This is a genomic window from Vibrio neptunius (assembly GCA_019339365.1).
GTDB lineage: Bacteria > Pseudomonadota > Gammaproteobacteria > Enterobacterales > Vibrionaceae > Vibrio > Vibrio neptunius.
Genome location: CP079859.1, coordinates 2611612 through 2635422, shown reverse-complemented (window position 1 = coordinate 2635422; position 23811 = coordinate 2611612). Strand labels below are relative to the sequence as shown.

The window sequence follows — 23811 nt, the reverse complement described above, 5'->3', positions numbered from 1 at the left end:
TAGCGACTGTGATACAATCGGTGACAGTTTTATGTAGTGAAAAGAATAGGTAACGCTTTGACTTCGTCACAGCCAGAAAAAAATCCCGTCGCCGAAGATAAAACGCAGGCTAACAACGCCGCCTCTCTTCGCAAGGCATTGAATCAGTGTATGCTCAAGGACCGATTTCGTTTGAGCAAGCGTATTTCGGGCGCGAGCAAAATCAAGAAAGAAGCGTCCCGTCATGCGGTATTTGATGAGATTGCACTCGATATTGCCAAGTCCATGATGGATGTAGAACAAAGAGCCAGTTATAAACCCACCATTGAATATCCAGAAATACTGCCTGTTAGTCAGAAAAGAGATGACATTGCACAGGCGATAGAAAACAACCAAGTGGTTATCGTTGCTGGTGAGACTGGCTCAGGTAAAACGACTCAACTGCCAAAGATCTGTGCTGAACTCGGACGTGGTCAGTATGGCTTGATTGGTCATACTCAGCCAAGACGTCTTGCAGCACGTTCGGTGGCGAATCGTATCGCTGAAGAGATGGAAACCAAACTGGGTGAATTTGTTGGTTATAAGGTTCGATTTAACGATCAGATCTCAGACAATACCCAAATTAAACTGATGACTGACGGTATCTTGCTGGCTGAAATTCAGCACGATCGCTTCTTAAATCAGTACGACACCATCATTATTGATGAAGCGCATGAGCGCAGCCTCAACATCGATTTCATTCTCGGTTACCTCAAAGAGCTTTTGCCGCGTCGCCCCGATCTGAAAGTGATCATCACTTCTGCGACCATTGACCCCGAGCGATTCTCGAAACACTTTAGCGACGCGCCTATCATCGAAGTGTCTGGCCGTACTTATCCGGTGGAAACACGTTACCGCCCGCTACGTGGTGACGATGACGTCGATCGCGATCAGCTAGAAGGTATTTTTGAAGCGGTCGATGAACTGTGTGATGAAGGCTTGGGCGATATCCTGATCTTCATGAACGGTGAGCGAGAAATTCGCGATACTGCTGACGCGCTAGCAAAACGAAATCTCAAAAGCACTGAAATTGTGCCCTTGTATGCACGCCTCTCAGCGGGCGAGCAGAACAAAATTTTCCAACCTCATGCCGGGCGGAGAATCGTATTGGCGACCAACGTTGCTGAAACCTCTCTGACAGTGCCGGGCATCAAGTATGTCATCGACCCAGGTACAGCACGTATCAGTCGCTACAGCTATCGAACCAAGGTACAACGTCTGCCGATTGAACCGGTTTCTCAGGCGAGTGCGAACCAGCGTAAAGGTCGTTGTGGTCGTGTTGAGGAAGGTATCTGTATTCGTTTGTATTCGGAAGAGGATTTTGAATCTCGCCCAGAGTTTACGGACCCAGAAATTCTTCGTACTAACCTAGCCTCGGTTATTCTCCAGATGACAGCATTAGGACTGGGCGACATTCAAGCGTTCCCGTTCGTTGAAGCGCCCGACAAACGCAATATTCAAGACGGTGTGCGACTGTTGGAAGAGCTGGGAGCGATCAATGAAAATGCGAAAGATCCTAAAAAGCGTCTGACGTCGATTGGTCGCCAGTTGGCCCGCTTACCGATTGATCCGCGTTTAGCTCGTATGGTTCTTGAAGCGCCAAAATATGGCGCATTGAAAGAAGTGATGGTTATTGCTTCAGCGCTGTCGATTCAAGATCCAAGAGAGAGGCCGAGCGATAAGCAGCAGTCGTCAGATGATAAACACAAGCGCTTCTTCCATGAAGAATCGGATTTCCTGACGTTTGTTAATTTATGGGATTACGTTCAGAAGCAGCAAAAGGCATTAACAGGCAATCAGTTCCGCAAACAATGTAAGCAAGATTACCTAAACTATTTGCGAGTGCGTGAGTGGCAGGACGTCTATTTCCAGATTCACCAGTCTATGCGTGAAATGGATTTCAAGCTCAATGATGAACCTGCTAGTTATCAAGGTACTCACAGCGCGATTTTGGTCGGGTTGCTCTCTCATGTTGGTATGAAAGACCAAGAGAAAAATGAGTACCAAGGGGCGCGCAACGCAAGATTCCATATTTTCCCTGCATCAGGCTTGTTTAAGAAACAGCCGAAATGGATTGTGTCGGCCGAGCTGGTGGAAACTTCTAAGTTGTGGGGACGTATAATTGCCAAGGTCCAACCTGAATGGGTTGAACCGCTGGCGAAGCATCTCATCAAACGTAGTTACAGTGAACCACACTGGTCGAAAAAACGTGCTGCCGTTATGGCACACGAAAAGGTGATGCTGTATGGTATTCCGATTGTGCCTAAGCGTCTGGTGAATTACGGCAGTATTGACGCGACGGTGAGTCGAGAAATCTTTATCCGCAGTGCCCTTGTTGAAGGTGAATGGGATACCAAGCATGCCTTCTTCAAACAGAATCGTAAGCTTCTCCAAGAAGTGGAAGAGCTGGAACACAAGTCCCGTCGTCGTGATATTTTGGTTGACGATGACGAGTTGGCAGACTTTTATGACCAACGAGTTGGGACAGAAGTAGTCTCAGGCCGCCATTTTGATACTTGGTGGAAGAAAGCGTCCAAAGAGAACAGCGAACTACTGAACTTTGAAAAAGAGATGCTGTTTAAGGGTGACGCGAGCCACGTTACGGATCTGGATTACCCTAACTTCTGGCACCAAAATGGCCTCAAACTGAAACTGAGTTACCAGTTTGAGCCGGGTGAAGATAATGATGGTGTGACGGTTCACTTACCTTTGCCTATACTGAATCAGGTTGAACAAGCTGGCTTCGACTGGCAAATTCCAGGACTGCGTCATGAACTGGTCGTTAGCCTGATCAAATCGCTGCCGAAGACGATTCGTAAGAATTTCGTACCTGCGCCTAACTATGCAGATGCGTTTTTAGCTCGTGCAACGCCAATGGAAGCGCCTTTACTTGACGCTTTAGAAAAAGAGCTTCGTCGGATGACGGGTGTGGAAGTGTTGCGTGACGATTGGAACCTCGATCAGGTTCAAGATCACCTTAAAGTGACATTTCGTGCCGTGGACCACCGAAATCGAAAGCTCAAAGAAAACCGCGATCTTCATGAGCTAAAAGAAAGCTTGAAAGACAAAGTGCAGGAAACCCTGTCGAAAGTGGCAGATGATGATATCGAGCAACAAGGTCTTCATACTTGGAGCTTTGGTGAGTTGCCAAAAGTGTATCAACAGAAACGCGGCGGCTATGACGTGAAAGCGTATCCGGCGATTGTCGATAGCAAAGACAGCGTCGAAATAAAGCTTTACGAGACAGAGCAAGAACAGGTTTCAGCGATGAAAGCGGGTCAGCGTCGTTTGGTTTTGCTTAACGTGCCGTCTCCAATAAAGTATCTACATAGCAATTTGCCGAACAAGTCTAAGCTGGGTCTTTACTTTAACCCTTATGGCAAAGTACTCGACCTGATTGATGACTGTATCGCGTGTGGTGTCGATAAGCTTATTGAAGAGAAGGGTGGGCTAGTTTGGCAGCCTGAGCAGTTCGAGCAGCTTAAAGAACACGTGCGTGCTGAGCTCGGTGATACTGTTGTTGATATTGCAAAACAAGTTGAGACAATTTTGACGACTGCGTTCAGTATTAATAAAAAGCTAAAGGGTAAGATAGATTTCACCATGGCTTTTGCTTTGTCAGATATCAAAGCTCAGATTGAAGGACTGATCTTCAAAGGATTTGCAACGGAGTGTGGCTGGAAGCGTCTTCCAGATATATTACGTTACATGAAAGCGATTGAGCGTCGTATGGAGAAATTGCCGATCGATCCGAATAAGGATCGTCTGCACATGCTGAAAATTGAATCAGTGGCCAATGACTATAAAGAGTTACTCAACAAAATCCCGAAAGGAATGGCGGTACCAGATGACGTCAAAGAAGTACGCTGGATGCTTGAGGAGCTGCGCGTGAGCTATTTTGCTCAGCAGTTAGGCACACCATACCCAGTATCGGACAAACGCGTGAAAAACGCGATTGACGATTGCTAGGTATATAAATTGCATTAGAATTTAGACATAACAAAATTTTGACTGGAATTGGCAGAGGATTGCCGCGGTAGCCTCTGCTAAGCGAAAACAAAGAAGGTTAATATGAAAAAGACACTACTCGCACTAGCATTATTAGGTGCATCAGCAACAGCATCAGCAGACTCATGGATCTACGGCAGTGCAAGTGTAGGTCAAGGTGACTTAGGGGGAGAGTCAACAACGACATATAACGTACATGTCGGTACAGGTATTTTGCCTTTTATCGGTCTTGAAGCCGGTTATCAAGACCTCGGTGATTATGACCGTTTGGATTATTCAGGTATTAAAACCAACCTAACGGGTTCTTCTATTTACTTTGCAGCGAAGCCAAGTATTGATTTTGGTCCGTTGCATGTTTACGCAAAAGGCGGACTTCATTCTTACGATCTAAAAGCCGATGGCGGTTTTAAAGAGGATGAAATCGACGTAATGTACGGTGTTGGTGCGGAGTATTTCGTCATGGGCCCGATTTCTCTGGGGGCGAGCTACAGCGTATTCAATATGAAAGAAGACGATGTGAAAAACTTCTCGCTAAACGCGACGTTCCACTTCTTGTAATAGACACATCACGAAAAAGCCCGGCTACGTTACTAGCCGGGCTTTTTATTACCTGAAATCAGCGCTTAAGCTTGCTGCTTTTGGAGCTCAGCTTCTCTTGCTTCTTCTTCAATCAGTGAATCAACAATCACAGCACAAGCGGCGTCACCTGTGATGTTCAATGCAGTACGAATCATATCGAAGATACGGTCAAGAGCGAACAGCAGAGGCAGACCTTCGATAGGGATACCTGCTGCCAGAAGAACAGCAACCACTAGGAACGAAGGGCCAGGTACACCTGCTTGGCCCACTGCGCCAAGTGTCGAGGTAATAATGATGGCAATGTATGCGCCCATACCAAGATCGATGTTGAACAGTTGTGCGAAGAAGATCGCGACCAAACCGTAGTAAATGGCGTTACCTGACATGTTGATCGTTGCGCCTAGCGGGAGAACGAAAGACGCTGTCGAGTTTCTTACACCCAGCTCATGCTCACAGGTATCCATCGTGACCGGCAGAGTTGCCATTGATGAAGCGGTAGACAAAGCCACGGCTTGAGGCTTTTTCATCGCTGTCAGGAATTTCTTCGCAGAGGTCTTAGTGAAGATGTGAACCATAAGAGGGTAGGCCACGAAACCAAAGATAAGAATTGCAGCGATGTAGACAACAAACAGTTTGAATACCACCATTAAAGCGCCAAAGCCAAAGGTCCCTACTGCTTCTGCCATCAGACCAAATACGCCTAGCGGAGCAATGATCATAACCTTGTTGATCATCCAAACCATGGCATCAACAATGCAGTTTACGCCGTTAATGATTGGATCACGACGCTCTTTGGCCTGCTTAGAAATCGCAATGCCAAAGAACATACAGAATACTAGGATCTGTAGGATGTTTGCTTCATTCAGTGACTGGAAAACGTTTGTTGGGATCATACCTGTGATGGTTGCCCAGAAAGAAGGTAGTTCACCTTTAGAAGCGTACTCAGAAGAGAACATGCCCTCGATGCCTGAAACATCGATACCCATGCCCGGTTTGAATACTTCGCCCATAAACAGTGCTAGGGCGACGGCAAGTGCTGACGTTAAGCCAAAGTAACCTAAGGTGACTATGCCCACTTTACCAGCAGATTGGCTATTACCTAAGCCCGCAGCACCTGAGATCAAGGCTACGGCGACCAAAGGAATAACCAGCATTTTAATTAAATTGATAAAAATCGCGCCTAGTGGAGCGAAGATGGTAGCGCTGTCTCCCATGAAGGCACCCACGGCAGTACCTACAATCATGGCGATGACAACCTGAACGCCAATGTTGCTTAGCAAACTCTTTTCTTTTAACACTTCCATAACCTCTGTGCTAACAAAATTTAAATTCCCAGAATTACCATCTAAGTTAAATATTTTAATTAGATAATAATTTCGCCTCGCTTTTTACACGTTATTTTTACATTTAGCAATAAGGTGAAAAGTCAATCGAGCCAATTAAAACCACTTTCATTGATGAGTGATAATTTTTTAGCCAATTGCAAACGTTTGCTATTGGTTGGGGGGATGGGTTTGGGTTTTGTGATGCGTTTTGTGATTAAGAAGAGAGGAGGGAGAGGGATGCTTAAATGTTAACAAAAAGATCGGTTTCTTCGATGATTTAAGAAACCAATCTCATAGATGTTTAGACGGCTAATCTGTTACTTTTGCGTCGCAGCTTTCATCGGTGAAACAAAATTAGCGAGCTGATTTAACATATCTTGCGGAGATTCAATGTTCGATTCGATGATTTTTACGATGGCAGAGCCTGAAATCGCACCAGCAGCACCAGACTCAATGGCTTGCTTAACCTGCTCTGGTTGAGAGATGCCAAAGCCCAACAGTGATGGTGGAGCATCGTATTTATTGAGTTTATCTAAAAGATCACTTACTGGCATGTTGGCCTTTGTTTCTGCACCGGTTACACCAGCACGTGAGAGTAGGTAGGTATAGCCGCCACCTAGTTCAGCCACTGATTTTAGTGTCTCTTCTGACGCCGTTGGCGGTGCAATGAAGATAGGCTCAATACCGTGCTTCTTAGCCGCCTCAACAAACTCTTGGCTTTCATTGGTTGGTACGTCAGCAATCAACACAGAATCGATACCGGCATTCGCACAACGCTGGTAAAAACTATCGATACCGCGCGCGTAAACAAGGTTTGCGTACATCAGAAGGCCGATTGGGAGTTCTGGGTATTTGGCGCGGATTTTTCCAATCAAATCAAAGCAGATATCTGGAGTTGCTCCCGAATCCAGTGCGCGAATGTTCGCTCCTTGAATAGTAGGGCCATCCGCAAGGGGATCTGAGAATGGAATACCCAGTTCAAGTGCATCGGCACCTGCTTCAACCAGTGTCTCCATAATTTTCAGGGACTGCTCTGGGTTTGGATCGCACACGGTTACGAAAGGAACAAATGCACCTTGGTTTTTCTCGTTCAGGCGCTCAAACATAGACTCATAACGGCTCATTAGATAACTCCTTTTTCTTCTAGAATGGCGTGAACAGTAAAGATATCTTTGTCACCACGACCTGATAGGTTTACCACAAGTAGTTGCTCTTTGTCTGGGTTCTCACGAGCCATACGCAGTGCGTGAGCCAATGCGTGAGATGACTCTAGTGCCGGAATAATACCTTCACTGCGAGCCAGTTCTTGGAATGCGTCCAAAGCCTCATCATCGGTTACGTTGTCGTATTCCGCGCGGCCAATCGCATTCAGGTGAGCGTGTTGAGGTCCAACTGAAGGAAAATCAAGGCCCGCTGAAACAGAATAAGACTCTTCAACTTGACCATTTGGATCTTGCATCAGTGGCGCCTTCATACCAAAGAAGATGCCGGTTTTACCGTGCTTAAGAGGGGCGCCATGCTGGTCGGTATCGATACCTTTACCTGCAGGCTCAACACCGATCAGGCGAACCGTTTCCTCTTCAATAAAGTCAGCAAACATACCGATTGCATTTGAACCACCACCCACACAAGCGATGACTGCATCAGGAAGGCGACCTTCACGAGCCAGAATCTGGTTTTTTGTTTCTTCGCCAATCATGCGTTGGAAATCACGCACTATGGTCGGGAATGGATGAGGACCAGCTGCGGTCCCCAGTAGGTAGTGAGCGTCTTCATAACTGGCTGACCAGTCGCGTAGGGCTTCGTTACAGGCATCTTTAAGCGTGGCGGAACCGGAGTGAACAGGAATGACTTCCGCGCCCATAAGTTTCATACGGAACACGTTCGGGCTTTGACGTTCTACGTCTTTGGCACCCATGTACACGCGACATTTTAGACCGAGCAATGCACAGGCCAATGCAGTTGCCACGCCGTGCTGGCCTGCACCCGTTTCCGCAATGATCTCGTCTTTCCCCATACGTTTGGCCAACAGTGCCTGACCGAGTACTTGGTTAGTTTTGTGTGCGCCACCGTGCAATAAATCTTCGCGCTTGAGGTAGAGTTTGGTCTTGGTGCCTTTGGTCAGATTGCGAGTCAGTGTGAGTGCCGTAGGACGACCAGCATACTCTTGAAGCAGGCCCATAAACTCGCTACGGAATTCAGGGTCTTCCTGAGCATCAATAAAAGCTTGTTCTAGTTGTTCCAGTGCAGGAACGAGAATTTGCGGTACATACTGACCACCGTATTCGCCAAAGTAGGCATCAAGTTTTGCCATGGTTCTATTCCTTCAATTCGGTTTGGCATTGCTGTCTAGCACACCAAAAAATTTATTTAATTATGAGTCATTTATCTTTAATAAATCTGTTTAGTAGTTGCGGATCTCAGCAAATGCCTGCTGCAACTTTTCTGCATCTTTTTTGCCGGGAGAAACTTCAACACCTGAGTTTAAATCCAGACCTAGGCAGCCTTGTTGGGCAGCTTTCTGAGCATTGAAAGGGGAAATGCCACCCGCAAGCATGACTTTTGACCTATCACCAATCAAAGACCAGTCGAATACAAGACCTGTTCCTCCAGTTTGAGAACCAACTTGGCTGTCGAGTAGGTGGCGACTGACGGGAGCGTCTAGCAATGCTGGTGAGCTATCAGTCACACCGTAAGCTTTCCAAATTTCAACGCGCTCACCTAGTTGTTCATGGATCGCACTGACAAAGTCTTGGTCTTCATCTCCATGCAGTTGAACGGCGTATAGGCCAAGCTCTTGCGCCATACTAACCACAGTGTCGATATCGTGATTTTGGAACACGCCTACATATTTCAAAGGCGCACCAGACATGGTTAGGCGAGCGGTTTCTAAATCCACACAACGCTTCGACTTAGAGACAAAAATCAGCCCACCAAATACAGCACCCGCTTGATAAGCTTTTGCTGCATCATCTGGGTGAGTTAGACCACATACTTTGTTTTCACCTAGGGTAACTTTACGCACTGCCAGCTCTAGGTTTTCTTCTGCCATTAAGGAGCTGCCGATAAGGAAACCGTCGGCAAAACCGGCAAGGTCGCGTACTTGCTGATGGGTATAAATACCTGACTCTGAAATGATGGTTGCATTGGGTGCAAGCTCACGAATGGTCGGTGCCAGCGCTTTGGTGCGGTTCAAATCTGTTGTTAGGTCACGTAAATTGCGGTTATTGATACCAATCACTCTCGCGCCAAGTTTTACTGCGCGATGTAACTCTTCTTCATTGCTGACTTCTGTCAAGATGCCCATGTTGAGTGAGTGAGCGACTTCTTCCAGTGCTTTATACTCGGCGTCATCAAGCACAGATAGCATCAGAAGAATCGCATCAGCAGAGTAATGGCGGGCGAGATAAACCTGATAAGTATCAACCATAAAGTCTTTGCACAGAATGGGTTGAGAGGTTTGCTTTCTCACTTGTGGCAGGAAATCGAAGTTGCCCTGAAAGTATTTTTCATCGGTGAGCACTGAAATCGCATCAGCGTGATTATTGTACACGGAAGCGATGTAATCGAGGTCAAAGTCGTCACGAATTAGGCCCTTGGACGGAGACGCCTTCTTACATTCTGTGATGAAGGCAGTTTTTTTACTGCTTACTGCGTCATAGAAGCTACGATCAGACGGAGTGAGCGCCTCTTTAAACTGCGCCAAAGGTTGAGAGGCTTTACGTTCTTCCACCCAGATGTATTTATCACGAACGATTTTTGCTAGGACTTCTGCCATTTGCGCTTCTTTCAGAGACACGTGCTCTGAAAGTTTATCTTGCGTCTGAGTCATCTTTTGTTCCTTCCTTAAGGTACTTAGGCGTGAGCTGCTAGCTGATTAACCAGCTCAAACGCTTTACCAGAGTTCATAGCCTCAATCGCTTGCTGAGTATTAGCCTTGAGATCTTCATGACCAAATAAACGCATGAGAAGCGCTACGTTAACCGCTACCGCACCCAGCTGGGCATCGGTGCCTTTACCCGTAAGGATATTGGTAATAATGGCTTTGTTCTCTTCAGGATCGCCGCCTTTAATCGCTTCAAGCGGATGCACTGTCAGGCCAAAGTCTTCTGGAGTCAACGTGTATTCAGTAATTTGCCCATCTTTGATTTCTGCCACTGTGGTGTTGCCATGAATAGCAACTTCATCTAACCCACTACCGTGCACTACTGCCGCGCGCTTCATGCCCATCTTAAGCATGGTTTCAGCGATAGGACGGACCAACTCTTCGCTGTACACACCCATAAGCTCAATATTTGGGCGAGCAGGGTTAATCAGCGGGCCTAGGATGTTAAAAATGGTGCGGGTTTTCATGGTCTGACGCACAGGCATCGCATGGCGAACACCACTGTGGTATTGCGGCGCAAACAAGAAAGCAACGCCGAGTTTATCTACCGCAGAGCGTGTATCCTCTGCGCTCATGGCGAGGTTGATACCAAATGAATCAAGCAGATCAGAAGAGCCAGATTTACTTGAAACACTGCGGTTACCGTGTTTGGCTACTTTCAAGCCACATGCCGCAGCAACAAAGGCGGCTGTGGTCGAAATGTTGATGGTATTGTGACCATCGCCACCTGTGCCCACGATATCGGCAAAATCATAGTCAGGGCGAGGGAATGGATTGGCATTGGCAAGCAGAGCTTTTGCTGCACCAGCGATCTCATCCGGTGTTTCGCCTTTAATCTTCAGTGCTGTCAGCGCTGATGCCATAAGAATTGGATCAAGCTCACCGCGAATAATGATGTCAAAAAGCTGTTGGCTTTCTTCCTGAGTTAGCGGTTGTTGTTCATAGAGTTTGTTGATGATCGTTTCCATTTTCTCTTCTCCTTATTGCTGCACTGACGTTAGATTGGAATCTTGTAAAGCCCACTCGATCGCATTGGCTAACAGTGTTGCGCCATGCGTCGTCATGACGGATTCAGGGTGGAATTGGAAGCCACAAATTTTATCTTGTTCATGGACCACAGACATGACGAGGCCATCAACTTCTGCGGTTACGGTAAGTGTTTCCGGTACCTGTGTGGCTACTAATGAATGGTAACGCGCAATGGCAAGTGGTGAAGGCAGGTCGGCGTATGTCGGATGATTCTGGTGCTCCATCATCGACACTTTGCCATGGACAATCTCACCCGCGCCAGCAACGGTACCACCATAGGCTTCAACAATGGCTTGATGACCAAGACAGATACCGATCATCGGCACTTTACCTTTCAGGCGTTGGATGACTTCCGGCATGGAGCCCGCTTCAGATGGCGCCCCTGGGCCGGGAGACAATAACACTACCGGATTGTCTAGCTCGTTGACCGCACTTTCAATCGTTTCCGCGGCAATGTGGTTACGGTAGATTTTGACGTTGTGTCCGAGTGAGCGAAACTGATCCACTAAGTTATAAGTAAACGAGTCAAAGTTATCGATAAATACAATGTTAGCCATCTCTACGACTCCTTATGCGCTGACTGAATTGCAGAGATAACGGCTTGCGCCTTACCACGAGTTTCATCTGCTTCGGCTTGTGGTTCTGAATCAAACACCACACCTGCCCCCGCTTGAACTTGAGCGATGCCATTCTCGACATAAGCAGAACGGATAACGATACAGGTGTCTAATGTACCTTCGCCAGTGAGGTAGCCAACGGCACCGCCATAGCTACCACGGCGTGCTCCTTCGACGTCTCTGATAAGTTGCATCGCACGGATTTTTGGTGCACCAGTCAGAGTCCCCATGTTCATACAAGCCTGATAGGCGTGTAGAGCGTCCAGATCGTCACGAAGCTGACCAACCACTCGGGATACTAAGTGCATTACATGGCTGTAACGGTCGACTTTAAGCAAGTCTGCAACGTGGCGAGAACCTGCTTTGGAAATACGAGCGACGTCGTTACGCGCGAGATCCACCAACATCATGTGTTCGGCGTTCTCTTTCATATCAGTACGCAGTTCAAGTTCAATACGGCTATCTAGATCGAAATCGATAGCGCCGTCTGGGCGTTTGCCACGGCGACGCGTGCCTGCGATTGGGTAAATCTCGACTTGGTTAGTATGGGTTTCGTATTTAAGCGCGCTTTCAGGTGATGCGCCAAACAGAGTGAATAGCTCATCTTGCATGTAGAACATGTAAGGGCTTGGGTTGCTCAGCTTTAATTCTTTATATGCAGCGAGTGGTGACGGACAAGGCAGGGTGAAGCGGCGTGACGGAACAACCTGAAAGATATCGCCTCGCACCACGTATTGCTTTAGATCTCGAACAATTTGGCAGAAATCTTCATCTGAAACGCTTGGCTGTGGAGAAACGTCAGTTAATTTGGTCGCTTGCGGTAAATGTTTCAGGTTAGCGCACTGTGACTGAATGCTATCAATGCGTGCTTCCAGCGTCGATTTTTCTTCGCTATTCGCAAACAATGTCGCTTGTAAATCACAAGACTCGCTCTGATGGTCTACGACTAGCAGCGTTTCTGCGACGTAAAAAACGTAGTCTGGGCATTGGTTTGATGCTTCAGCATCACCTAAAGGTTCAAAGTTCGCCACCATGTCGTATGCGAACAGACCACCAAGGAAAACGGCGTGTTGCTGATGTTCAGTAAGGTCAAAACTGTGCTGGACTAGACGCAACGCATCAAAAGAAGACGCTTCTCGTAAGCGAGAATCTTCATCGAGTGTATCGCAAGGCGCTTCAAACTCTAGTGTCAGCGTTTGGCCATCAAATGAATGAGCCACATTGCTATGAATGTTGTGGGTCAAATGAGAAAGCAGGTGTTTACCGTTATTGGTCAGTGCTTGCATAGTCACAATATGACCGTTGCAAACGATGCGAACAGCGGAATCAACGATCAGCAGGCTTTTCAGATCCTGTTTTGAATCGATCTCTGCGGACTCCAATAACAGGCTGTCGGTTTTGTTTTCACACAGAGTATGAAACAGGCGCGTTGGGTCCTGCGTGTAAGGTGCAGACGCTTGAATAACTTCAAGGTGTCCCGGTTTTTTGATTTCAATGGCCTTGTTCACAAGACCTCCTTTTCATTTGTAATCTTTTTTACTTCCTGTCGTACATAGTCGCACAAAGAAAACATTCACCCAATGTTGAATTTACTGTGTTTGATGAATGTTTGACCAGTTGAGTGCTGAGTGTTCGACAAAACAAAAAGCCCGCTTTAATAGCGGGCTTGGTAACATTAATTTGGTAAATTAAAAGTACACGTTAGCCCACCAAGAACTTGTCCAAGTGCGCCACCAAGCAAGGTTTGCAGAACTGTCACGTAGAGAGTCAGCTGCAAGATTCGCTTTTTGGTTTTGGTTAATTTCTTGTAACATAGTGAGCCTTAATTCAGGTACTTCGTATTTGTGTACTAGTTAACTAGTGCAGAGGTAAAAAGTCAACTAAAAAAACATATTTATGAGAATTGATTTACACAGCCATACCACAGCCTCTGACGGACGATTACCTGCTAACGAATTGATAGACAGAGCGCTCGGTTTTGATATCGATGTGCTGGCGATTACCGATCACGATACGGTAGATGGTTTGGAGATTGCGCATCAGTATGTTCAAGACAACCAACTGCCCATAAAACTTATTAACGGGATTGAAATTTCCACGGTGTGGCAAAATAAAGACATCCACATTGTTGGATTGAATATAGACCCGCAGTCCGTCGAGCTAACACGGTTAATTGAACAGCAGAAAAAGCACCGTGAAGGGCGAGCGGCAATGATTGCTCATCGACTGAGTAAAGCGACCCGTGAAGGGGTGCTTGAAGAGGTGCAAGCTATTGCCGGAGAAGCGCCCATCACACGAGCACACTTTGCAAAATGGCTGGTGGACAATGGCTATGCTAAAACCATGCAACAGGTATTTAAGAAATACCTGACTCGCAATAACCCAGGTTATGTACCACCGAGTTGGTGTTCGATGGCTGACGCCGTCAATGCCATTCACAGTGCAGGCGGACAAGCAGTACTTGCGCACCCGGGGCGCTACGATCTTACTGCAAAGTGGCTCAAGCGACTGCTTGCAGCATTTGTTGAAGCGGGTGGGGATGCGATGGAAGTAGCTCAACCACAACAGGGCCAACAAGAAAGGCGCAACTTGGCCGATTATGCTATACAATACAAACTATTAGCGTCTCAAGGCAGTGACTTCCACTATCCGTCTCCTTGGATGGAACTTGGCAGGAATTTGTGGCTGCCAGCAGGTGTAGAACCTGTATGGAAAGATTGGGGTATTGAGCCTTCGCAAGTTAATTAGTCAATAGATTGCTATTAAATCAATACGTTAAAAATAGAGTCGAGAGACTCGATGATGAGGAATTACAATGAGCCAGTTTTTTTATGTTCACCCAGAAAACCCCCAGGCTCGCTTGATCAATCAGGCTGTGGCAATCATTCGTAATGGCGGTGTGGTTATCTATCCGACAGATTCCGGTTATGCATTGGGCTGTCAGTTGGAGAATAAACAGGCTTTAGAACGAATTTGTAAGATTCGTCGATTGGATGAAAAGCATAACTTTACTTTGCTGTGTCGTGATCTTTCAGAGCTGTCGCTGTACGCTCGTGTCGACAACACAGCGTTTCGCTTGCTAAAGAACAATACGCCAGGGCCGTACACTTTTATTTTCAAGGGGACGAAAGAAGTACCGCGTCGTTTGATGAACTCGAAACGTAAGACGATTGGTATCCGAGTGCCAGACAATCAGATAGCCTTGGATTTGCTGGAAGCGCTTGGTGAACCTTTGATGTCGACATCTTTAATTCTTCCGGGCAATGACGTCACTGAATCTGACCCAGAAGAGATTCGTGATCAATTGGAGCACGCGGTGGACTGCATCCTAAATGGTGGCTACTTGGGTGAGCAACCGACGACCGTGGTCGATTTCAGTGATGACGAGCCTGTTATTGCTCGAGTCGGGTCCGGTGATCCAGCAGCGTTCGAGTAACGACGCCTCTTTTCCAAACGTCCAATTATCTGAGCATAGTGTGTTGATACCTATGCTCTTTCAACCCGCAAAAAACCCGCGTGACTGCTATGCTGATTGTTAAGTCTAATAAATCAGATAGGCAATATGCGTCACTTGCTTCTTATTCTATTCTTGTTTCCCGCTATTTCTTCTGCTGCACCTATCGAAGTGCGCGTTGTACAAAGTAATGGCAAACCAGTCAAAGATGCGGTGGTCTATGTTACCGCGTCAAACTTACCCGTTGAGGAAACGACAACTAACAAAACGTTAGTGACCGAAGTATCTCAAAACGGGCGTGCTTTTAAGCCTTATATTTCAGTAGTAAGAGTCAACCAACCGGTCCTATTTACCAACAAAGACGACATCTCCCACCATATCTATTCCATTACAGGTCCACTCGATTTTTCTTTTGTGATTCGTGCTGCCGAACAGGAGGTCGAGAAATCTTTTCCTAGTGAAGGCGTGGTCGCCATGGGATGCAACATTCATGACTGGATGAGCGGTTACATCAAGGTGGTCGATACTCCTTATTACAGCATTACCGGTAGGTCAGGGGTTGCCAGAATAACGCTACCAGAAGGGTTGGAAAGTGCGACCTTAACCGCTTGGCACCCACAGATGAACGAAACACTGCAAACGGAAGTGTTAGGTAACCAAGAATTCGAACTGGTGTTAACCAAGAAAATGTCACCGATACCGAAGCAGAAAAATGCTCAGATGATTGATTTCTACGGGCCCTATAAATGAATCAATTTAAAAGTATTCAGACTCAAATCCTGTTCTCTTTTCTCGCGGTGTTGATCGCTGTTCAATGCATTTTGTTTTACTCCATTTTCCAATCGAATGAAAAAGAAAGAGAAGAGCGAGCGCAAATACACCTCAGTACAGCAAAGGCGGTGTTTGAAAACCAGTTTGAACAACGTACGCGTAATTTAACCGGGTTTGCTCAGACCGTCGCAAAAGATTTTGGCCTTAAACAGGCTTTGAGAGAGGACACGCGCAGTTTCTTGGTAGCGCTGAATAATCATCGCCAGCGGATTTCTGCCGACTTGGCGATTGCAGTTGATGAGAATGGTAATTTTATCGGCAAGCTGGTTTACGACAAAGGCAGTAATCGAACCCGCGCCGATACAGAAAACAATATGCTGACCATGGCGGATACCGCTGCTCCAGATGAAGACCGCCCAATACTCTATGACTATCAGGGCGCGGTGTTTCAATTAGTATTGGTTCCAGTCCAAAGTGGTGCTGAAACGGTCGCTTGGATAGGTTTTGGTTTTGCTATCGACCAGACTTTAGCGCAGCGACTCGCGCTACTGACAGGTATGAATGTCGATATCGGTTACCATGAGAGCGGGCAATGGTCACTGCTTGCCAGCAGTGTAGAACAGGCGGGCAATGGCCCTTCCGCTATAGAGCCTCAACAATCGGATGCACACACTATTGCGACTGAAGTGGCGATTGGCTTTAAAGACGAAAAAGATCTCATCGCATCCCTTTATCTCTCAAGAGCGGACTTGTTCGCAACACTACAAAATCGATGGCTACAGATCATGTTGATCGTCTTGGTGACGTTTGGTTGTTCGATCGTCGCTGCCTTTTTACTATCAAAAAGCATCGCTAAGCCATTGCAGGGACTTGTGAGTAAAGCGAAGCAAATTGCTCAAGGAGAAAACATCGAAGCCTTGGTGGTGAATCGTAAAGATGAACTTGGTGTACTAGCCCATGAGTTTAACCTAATGAATCAGGCCGTTAACGACCGACAGGCTGAGTTAAACTACCGCGCTTATCACTCTGATCTTACAAAAATGCCGAATAAGAAAAAGTTGTTTGAAGACATTGCGGATCTTATCAACAAATCCTGTGATGGTTTTTTGCTCATTCGTTTCAGAGTGTTGGAATTTGAAGAACTCAATTACAGCCTAGGGCTAGATACTGGCGAAGAGCTTCAGGTTGCGACGGTCAGTCGATTAATGACGTTAGAAGAAAAAGCACGATTTTATCAACTCGAATCGTCAGAATTTGCTTTACTTTCCCAATGCAAACCAACTCAGTCGGATGAGCACACTGCTAATGTCGTTCTACAATGTTTGGCCGGAGCGTTCAACTTACAGCGCATTTCGGTGACGGTGCATACGGTGTCAGGCTACTGCCGCTACCCTAAGCATGGTGAAACCGCCCGTCAGTTGCTACACAATGCCGGTATTGCCTTACAACAAGCGATGAAGATGAGAGTATCAAGTCTTGAATTTGCCTCCAGTATGGCAGAAAGCGCAATCCATCGCGTTCGTTTGACGCATGAACTGACGGAAGCCATTCAAGGCGAACAGTTGATACTTTACTACCAGCCAAAACTCAACCTTAAGACCTCGCGGGTGGATAAAGTCGAAGCGTTAGTAAGATGGATTCATCCACAACTGGGTATGATTCCACCGGATGAATTTATTGAAATTGCAGAAACCACTGGGCAGATAGATGCCTTGACGGATTGGGTCATGCGCAGTGCCTTGCAGCAGCTACAAGTCTGGCGAGAGAGCGGATTCGAATTAGGTGTGGCAATCAATATCTCCGCGGTTAATCTAAAGCAGAAGAACTTTGACGACAAAATACTGACTTTCCTATCCCAGTTCGAATGCAGTGAAAACGAGGTCACAATTGAAGTCACAGAAAGTGCACTGGCGGAAGACTCTGAGTACGCTTTGTCCATACTTAGCCGATTGTCTGAGAGAGGGTTGTCTATTTCAATTGATGATTACGGAACGGGTTATTCGTCGCTGTCGCAACTCAAACATTTACCGGCAACGGAATTGAAAATAGACAAATCCTTCATTCTTAATGTTTCCAGTGATCAGCAAGATCAGACGATTGCACAATCGACGATTAAACTCGCCAAACGATTTGGGCTTAAAACGGTCGCGGAAGGTGTTGAAGATCAAGCCTCGCTGGATTGGTTGGTTGCCCATGGCTGTGATCATGCGCAGGGGTATTTTATCAGTCGTCCACAAGCGGCTGAAAAGTTAACCAGTTGGTTAGAGTTGTTAGATGAACAACGTTGGAGCCAAACAGAGCTAAAGCCATAGAGATAGGTTCGGTGCACTCAGGACAGTAGTGCCGTCCAATTAACAGCGTATTTGAGGTTGTAAAATCTTACGCTCACTCGTTTTATGGCTCTGATTATTGCTGTTGGAAATGAAAATAATGCATGCGTTTTTTTAGAGAATTTGCGATAATACGCGACCGCGATTTAGGGTCGCAAAATAGAATCGACGTCTGAGAAGACGACACAAAGGTAGATTGATGAACGAAAAATTACAGAAAGTGTTAGCGCGAGCAGGCCATGGCTCACGACGCGAACTTGAAGCTTTGATCAAAGCGGGTCGCGTGAGTGTGAACGGCGTTGTGGCTAAGCTTGGTGAACGACTAGAAGACGAGAATGCGGTAGTTCGTATTGACGGCCACACTGTTTCTGCGAAGGCGCAGGAAGAAGTGGTGTGTCGCGTACTTGCGTACTACAAACCTGAGGGTGAGCTGTGTACTCGTCATGATCCAGAAGGTCGTCGAACTGTATTTGACCGTCTGCCAAAAATCCGTGGTTCTCGTTGGATCTCTGTGGGTCGTCTGGATGCGAACACATCGGGCCTACTACTATTCACAACCGATGGTGAGCTTGCTAACCGTTTGATGCACCCAAGTCGTCAGGTTGAGCGTGAATACCTTGTGCGCGTATTTGGCGATGTTGACGAGAAGAAAATACGTAATCTAGTTAGTGGTGTAGAGCTTGAAGATGGTCTAGCGCGATTTGAAGACGTTGTTTACGCAGGCGGTGATGGTATGAACCACACTTTCTATGTTGTGATCAACGAAGGTCGTAACCGCGAAGTACGTCGTTTGTGGGAATCTCAAGACTGTACGGTTAGCCGCCTGAAACGCGTTCGTTACGGTGATATCTTCCTTGATAAGAAACTGCCTCGTGGCGGATGGATGGAGCTAGATCTCAAAGAGGTGAACTACCTACGTGAATTAGTAGAACTGCGTCCTGAAAAAGAGACGATGCTTGATGAAAACAAAGCGAATACGTCACGTAAGCGTGAACGCTCACGTAGCCAGAAAATTCGTCGTGCAGTTAAGCGCCATGAAGAGCGAATGAATAACGGTGGTGGGCGTAGCAACAACCCAGCGCGTCGTAAACCGCGTAAAGGTGCAGGCGAGCAAGGAGCTCGTAATAAACAGCGCCAGCGTTAGAAGTATGAATAGAAAAGCAGCCGCACAGGCTGCTTTTTTGTATCTAAAATCAGATAAACAGCGTGCCTTTAAGCGCAATCACTGCGCTACCAGAAAGCTTGACTCGCCCATTTCCCACTCGTTCGATATCCAGATAACCGCCCCTTGAGGATGCTTGGTAGGCGGTGAGTACAGCCTTGTCGATTTTTCCTGCCCAGAACTCAGCTAGTGCACAGTGCGCTGAACCAGTCACCGGATCTTCATTCACGCCGACCCAAGGCGCAAAGTAGCGAGAGATGATATCGCTATTGGATTGGGTGGATTGAGCGGTGATGATGATCCCTCGCCCTGATTGCCTAATCAATGAAGAAAAGTCAGGGCTAAGATCATGCACTGCTTGTTCGTCGCTAAGCTCAAACAGCTCTTTAGAATCAAAATGGCAGTAGGAGACAACCTGTTGTTCAGATAACCCGAGTGCACGAAGTCTCTCTTCAGAACACTGTTGTTGGTACTCCAATTTAGGGGCGGGGAAGTCCAACGTATAAGTCGAACTCAGCACCTTCACACTCAGCAAACCGGATAAGGTATTAAAGGTAATGCTGTCGCCAGTTGCAATCTTTCCTTGCTGTTTAAGGACATGGGCAACAGCGAGCGTGCCGTGCCCGCACAGTTTGACTTCTACTTCAGGTGTGAACCAGCGCAATCGCATATCACTCAAGGACAAAAACGCTGTTTCAGACACCGCCATTTCTGCGGCAATAGCAAACATCAATGACTCATCAAGTGGCTGGTCCGTAATGCAGACACCCGCTGGATTGCCTTTGAAAGTTTCGGTGGTAAATGAGTCGACTTGATAGATGTCTAATTCCATGTCTTGTATTCCGCTCTGATTAAGTGTGATTGCGCATACTAAGTTGCTTAATGCTATCTCGCAACCAAGTGATTTTCGGATTGTATGCATTGCGCTTATGCCAAATCAATGTAAATGGAATCAGCTACTTTTGCTTAAACTCTTCTTCAACAGGAATAGGTAAGCTGGTGAGATTCGGGTGCAACTGTTTGGCATAATGCTCGCAGCAATTGGGAGGTGAACAAAAAGGGCAATCAACATTGCCCCTTGTGTTTATAGCGTTTGGTTGAGCGCGAAATACCGCCCTTGTTTTTCAAGCAGCGCCTGATGGCTACCATGCTCAACGATCTGACCTTGTTCAATCAGACAAATTGAATCCATCTTATCAAGGTTGACCAAGCGGTGAGTGATGAAAACGACGGTTTTGTCTTCAAAATGCTGTTCAAACAGCTGCATGATTTGTTGCTCAGTCTGTTTATCCAAGCCTTCGGTCGGCTCGTCTAGCAACAGAATAGGGCCATTATGAAGCAGCGCTCTGGCGATACCGATACGGCGTTTCTCACCTCCGGACAACTGTCGACCACCGTCACCTAACCAAGTATCCAAGCCCTGATCGTCAAGTAGTTTCTCAAGTCCTACTTTAGTCAGAGATTCGCTTAGCGCTTCATCACTAGCATCAGGGGAGGCCATCAACACGTTGTCACGCAAAGTGCCATTCAAGATATCAACCCTTTGGCTGACTACACTGATTGCCTGACGAAGCTGGCTTTCACTCCAATGACGAATGGATTGGCCTGCAATCTTAATGTCGCCTTGTTGGGTGTCCCAATAGCGATTCAGCAACTGCATTAATGTCGATTTACCCGAGCCGGTTTGACCCACCACTGCGATGCGGTGCTTGGCAGGGATTTGTAGGCTAATGTCTTGCAGTGTATTTGAGTCGCCATCCGGATAACGGAAAGTGACATTTTCGTACTCAATTGAATAGGTGTTGTTGTGCTGAGTGTTCTCCTCTGGGAACTGAACATCAGGCTCGGACAAGATGATGTCGTTTAATCGACGTGCTGAAGTCAGTGTTTGACCCAAATGCTGGAAAGCACCGGCAATTGGCATTAGAAGCTCGACACTGGCCATTGTGGCGAATACCACCAAGGCAATCATAGGGTCAGGCATATTACCGCCGACACCATCTGCCGCTAGCCATAGCATCAGAACAATTGTCCAACCGTTAGCAAGCATCAGCAATGCTTGTGCTAAACCCGCAAAGTGAGCGTTAAAATACTGATTCTTTAGTAAGCGTTCTTGCGCATTTAGAATCGCATTGCGGTAACGTTCTTCGGCTCCAAACAGGGTGAGCTCGCTATAGCCTTGTAACCAATCTAATGTTGCGATACGCAGGTCGGCTTTGTTTTGTGTCAGCTCTGCGCCATTAGTTTTACCTAATTTGTAGAACAATACTGGCCAGATAAGCAGTAAAGCCATAAGAATGGCGCCAAGCGTTAAGCCGAGCTCCATGTCAAACCAGCAAATCAGCGTTGTTAACCCTAGGATGCCAAGTGTGCCTACGACCATAGGGCTGACAAGGCGCAGATAGACGTGGTCCATTGCGTCGATGTCGGCAACTAGGCGGTTAAGCAAGTCTGCATCACGCAGGTTTGATACTCGACCCGGAATTAATGGTGCGAGCTTAGCGAAAAAGAAAATACGCAGATCGGTCAGTAGCTTGAAGGTGGCGTTGTGGCTGACTACGCGCTCCCCCATCGACCAGCGGTACGTCCCATGGCAAAGCCACGGACAAAAGCCCCTGGCAGCATGTAGTTGAAGGTTTCTCGGGCGATAGTTAGCCCGGCCACTGCAGCGGCAGATAGGAACCAGCCTGACAAAGTCAGCAAGCCAATAGAAGCAAATAGAGTCAGGAAAGCCAACAGCATGCCCAGCGATAGGCCGAACCAGTGCTTTTTATACAGTTTTAGATAGGGAATTAAATCACGCATCGAGATTCCCCTTATTGGCTTGGTTGAGAGCATTACTCGCCTGAAGCATATTTTGGAATAACCCCTCTTGATTGCAGAGTTTGTTGTAGGGACCACTTTGAACAATCTCGCCATTTTCCATGACCAGAATCTGTTCAACGCTTTGTAGATGGCTGAGTTGGTGGGTGACCATCAGTGTTGTTTTACCTTCTACCTGACCAGCCAAACCCTGCATAACCAAGCGCTCACTGCGTGTATCCAGACTTGCGGTTGGTTCATCAAGCAACCAGAACTGACCGTTTTGAACCATTGCCCTTGCCAAAGCAAGTCGTTGCGCCTGACCGACGGAAAGGCCACCAGAGCGATCAGATACGGCGTAATCGAGCCCGTGTTGCTCAACGAATTCTGCTGAGAAAGACTCTTGCAATGCGGTTTGGATGGCGTCATCTGAAACGTTGTCTTTGCCCAACGTGATGTTGTCACGAATAGAACCATGTAACAGCAACGGGTTCTGGCCAACCCAGCTGATTTTTTCTCGCCAGTTCTCGAGGTTCAGTTCTGTTCTTTCAATACCATTGATGATGAGTGAGCCTTGATATGGTAGGAATCCGAGTATCGCATTGATTAAGCTGGTTTTGCCCGCGCCACTTGGGCCAACTAAAGCTGTCGTTTGAGCCGTCGAGAGCTCAAAACTCACCGGGCCAAGCAATTTAGTGCCTTCAGGTGAGAACACCTCTAAATCTTTTGCTTGGATTGAAATTGCGTTATTCGCGCTGAGCGTTTTGTCACCTGAACGAACGGCACCGACATCAGTATCAAGGAACTCAACAATGCTTTCAGCAGCCCCAACCGCTTGTTGCTTAGCATGATAGAAAGTGCCTAAATCACGCAGCGGCTGATAAAACTCAGGAGCCAGCACCAGAATGAACAGACCAGCCATTAAGGTTACACCCGCACCATAGTCGCCAAAGTTAAGCTCGCCGATAAAGGCAAAACCGAAATAAACGGCAGTCAGTGCAATGGAAATAGAGGTAAAGAATTCCAGAACGGCAGATGAAAGAAACGCAATCTTAAGAACATCCATTGTGCGAGTTCGGAACACTTCGGAAGCGCCGCGCATCACTTCAGTTTCCGCTTTGGTTCGGTCAAACAGACGAATGGTGGTCATCGACTGTAAACGGTCATAAAAGTGACCGGACAAACGTTGCAACGCTTTGAAATTTTTGCGGTTTGCGTCGGCTGCTTTCATACCAACTAGGGCCATAAACATCGGCACTAAGGGGGCAGTTAGCAAGAAGATAAGTCCAGCTGCCCAGTTCACTGGGAAGACAACAATAAGAATCACGAAAGGAACCAGCACAGATAAGGACATCTGAGGTAGATAGCGAGCAAAGAAATCATGCATATCTTCTACTTGTTCAAGCAGCAGTGTGGCCCAAGAACCAGCAGGTTTACCTTTGATGTAAGCGGGTCCTAACTCTCGAAGTTTATCGAGAATAAGCTGACGTATATAGAGACGAATTTGCTCACCGCAGCGATAACCTGCGATCTCCCGACCCCATGAACACAGTGCTCTAACGCCAATAACGGCAGCTAAACCTAGGAAATATGGAATCAGTTCATATTTGTCGACCTGTTCAATGATCAATTGATGAAGAATGGTGGCGAGCAAGGCTGCTTGAGCTAACAAGAACACGCTTGAAAGTACGCCGAGGCCAACAGCAATCATTAGCCAGCGTTTCGCTAACTTACTTTGCTGCTTGAGCCATTTATTCAAGCTGCGCTGTTTCTTTTTGTCCATCGTGAAGGCTTAATGATAATTATTATGACTAATCGAAGCTCGCGATT

At 46.9% G+C, this 23811-nt stretch carries 17 protein-coding genes, 1 pseudogene and 1 other annotated feature; of the genes and pseudogenes, 7 read left to right on the top strand and 11 right to left on the bottom strand.

The window, feature by feature from the left end:
• Positions 1–57 precede the first annotated feature (57 nt).
• A complete protein-coding gene (gene hrpA, locus KW548_12500; protein ID QXX05958.1) occupies positions 58–3987 on the top strand; it encodes an ATP-dependent RNA helicase HrpA in 3930 nt (1309 codons plus the stop codon).
• Between the two features lie 102 nt (positions 3988–4089).
• The gene (locus KW548_12495) at positions 4090–4584 is read left to right on the top strand and encodes a porin family protein (protein ID QXX05957.1); all 495 of its coding nucleotides are present in this window, start codon (positions 4090–4092) and stop codon (positions 4582–4584) included.
• Positions 4585–4649: 65 nt separating this feature from the next.
• Here KW548_12495 and KW548_12490 read toward each other — a convergent pair whose 3' ends face one another.
• The 8 genes from KW548_12490 to KW548_12455 all read right to left on the bottom strand — a co-directional run bounded on the left by KW548_12490 (position 4650) and on the right by KW548_12455 (position 13276).
• Positions 4650–5909 carry a dicarboxylate/amino acid:cation symporter gene (locus tag KW548_12490; GenBank protein ID QXX05956.1) on the bottom strand — a complete coding sequence of 420 codons (1260 nt, stop codon included), beginning with the start codon at positions 5907–5909 and terminating at the stop codon, positions 4650–4652.
• A 338-nt stretch (positions 5910–6247) separates the two neighbouring features.
• Positions 6248–7054, bottom strand: coding sequence for a tryptophan synthase subunit alpha (gene trpA / locus KW548_12485; GenBank protein ID QXX05955.1), 807 nt, complete (start codon positions 7052–7054; stop codon positions 6248–6250).
• Positions 7054–8244, bottom strand: coding sequence for a tryptophan synthase subunit beta (trpB, locus tag KW548_12480; protein QXX05954.1), 1191 nt, complete (start codon positions 8242–8244; stop codon positions 7054–7056). The genes trpA and trpB overlap by 1 nt, the downstream gene beginning before the upstream one ends.
• Before the next feature lie 90 nt (positions 8245–8334).
• Positions 8335–9762 carry a bifunctional indole-3-glycerol-phosphate synthase TrpC/phosphoribosylanthranilate isomerase TrpF gene (gene trpCF, locus KW548_12475; protein QXX05953.1) on the bottom strand — a complete coding sequence of 476 codons (1428 nt, stop codon included), beginning with the start codon at positions 9760–9762 and terminating at the stop codon, positions 8335–8337.
• A 23-nt stretch (positions 9763–9785) separates the two neighbouring features.
• Positions 9786–10784 (bottom strand): anthranilate phosphoribosyltransferase, encoded by a 999-nt coding sequence (gene trpD, locus KW548_12470; protein ID QXX05952.1) that lies wholly within the window; start codon positions 10782–10784, stop codon positions 9786–9788.
• A 12-nt stretch (positions 10785–10796) separates the two neighbouring features.
• Positions 10797–11402 carry an aminodeoxychorismate/anthranilate synthase component II gene (locus KW548_12465; protein ID QXX05951.1) on the bottom strand — a complete coding sequence of 202 codons (606 nt, stop codon included), beginning with the start codon at positions 11400–11402 and terminating at the stop codon, positions 10797–10799.
• Positions 11403–11404: 2 nt separating this feature from the next.
• A complete protein-coding gene (locus tag KW548_12460) occupies positions 11405–12970 on the bottom strand; it encodes an anthranilate synthase component 1 (GenBank protein QXX05950.1) in 1566 nt (521 codons plus the stop codon).
• A 131-nt stretch (positions 12971–13101) separates the two neighbouring features.
• Positions 13102–13204 (bottom strand) — a sequence feature (Trp leader region).
• Positions 13151–13276, bottom strand: a complete 126-nt coding sequence (locus KW548_12455; GenBank protein QXX05949.1) for a Trp operon leader peptide — start codon at positions 13274–13276, stop codon at positions 13151–13153. (Overlaps the previous feature by 54 nt.)
• A gap of 82 nt (positions 13277–13358) precedes the next feature.
• On the opposite strand from KW548_12455, the gene KW548_12450 reads away from it, so the two are divergent.
• From KW548_12450 to rluB, 5 genes are all read left to right on the top strand, one after another.
• A complete protein-coding gene (locus tag KW548_12450) occupies positions 13359–14210 on the top strand; it encodes a PHP domain-containing protein (GenBank protein ID QXX05948.1) in 852 nt (283 codons plus the stop codon).
• A gap of 67 nt (positions 14211–14277) precedes the next feature.
• Positions 14278–14898 (top strand): threonylcarbamoyl-AMP synthase, encoded by a 621-nt coding sequence (locus tag KW548_12445; protein ID QXX05947.1) that lies wholly within the window; start codon positions 14278–14280, stop codon positions 14896–14898.
• A gap of 126 nt (positions 14899–15024) precedes the next feature.
• A complete protein-coding gene (locus tag KW548_12440) occupies positions 15025–15666 on the top strand; it encodes a hypothetical protein (protein ID QXX05946.1) in 642 nt (213 codons plus the stop codon).
• Positions 15663–17999 carry an EAL domain-containing protein gene (locus tag KW548_12435; GenBank protein QXX05945.1) on the top strand — a complete coding sequence of 779 codons (2337 nt, stop codon included), beginning with the start codon at positions 15663–15665 and terminating at the stop codon, positions 17997–17999. Before KW548_12440 ends, KW548_12435 begins: the two co-directional genes overlap by 4 nt.
• A gap of 217 nt (positions 18000–18216) precedes the next feature.
• Entirely contained in the window at positions 18217–19161 is a 945-nt protein-coding gene (rluB, locus tag KW548_12430; protein QXX05944.1) for a 23S rRNA pseudouridine(2605) synthase RluB, read from the top strand.
• 49 nt (positions 19162–19210) lie between these two features.
• Here rluB and KW548_12425 read toward each other — a convergent pair whose 3' ends face one another.
• The 3 genes and pseudogenes from KW548_12425 to cydD all read right to left on the bottom strand — a co-directional run bounded on the left by KW548_12425 (position 19211) and on the right by cydD (position 23764).
• Positions 19211–20011, bottom strand: a complete 801-nt coding sequence (locus tag KW548_12425) for a PhzF family phenazine biosynthesis protein (protein ID QXX05943.1) — start codon at positions 20009–20011, stop codon at positions 19211–19213.
• Between the two features lie 252 nt (positions 20012–20263).
• Positions 20264–21984 (bottom strand): annotated as a pseudogene (gene cydC, locus KW548_12420) (cysteine/glutathione ABC transporter ATP-binding protein/permease CydC).
• Entirely contained in the window at positions 21977–23764 is a 1788-nt protein-coding gene (gene cydD / locus KW548_12415) for a cysteine/glutathione ABC transporter permease/ATP-binding protein CydD (protein QXX05942.1), read from the bottom strand. Before cydD ends, cydC begins: the two are co-directional and overlap by 8 nt.
• Between the last annotated feature and the right edge of the window lie 47 nt (positions 23765–23811).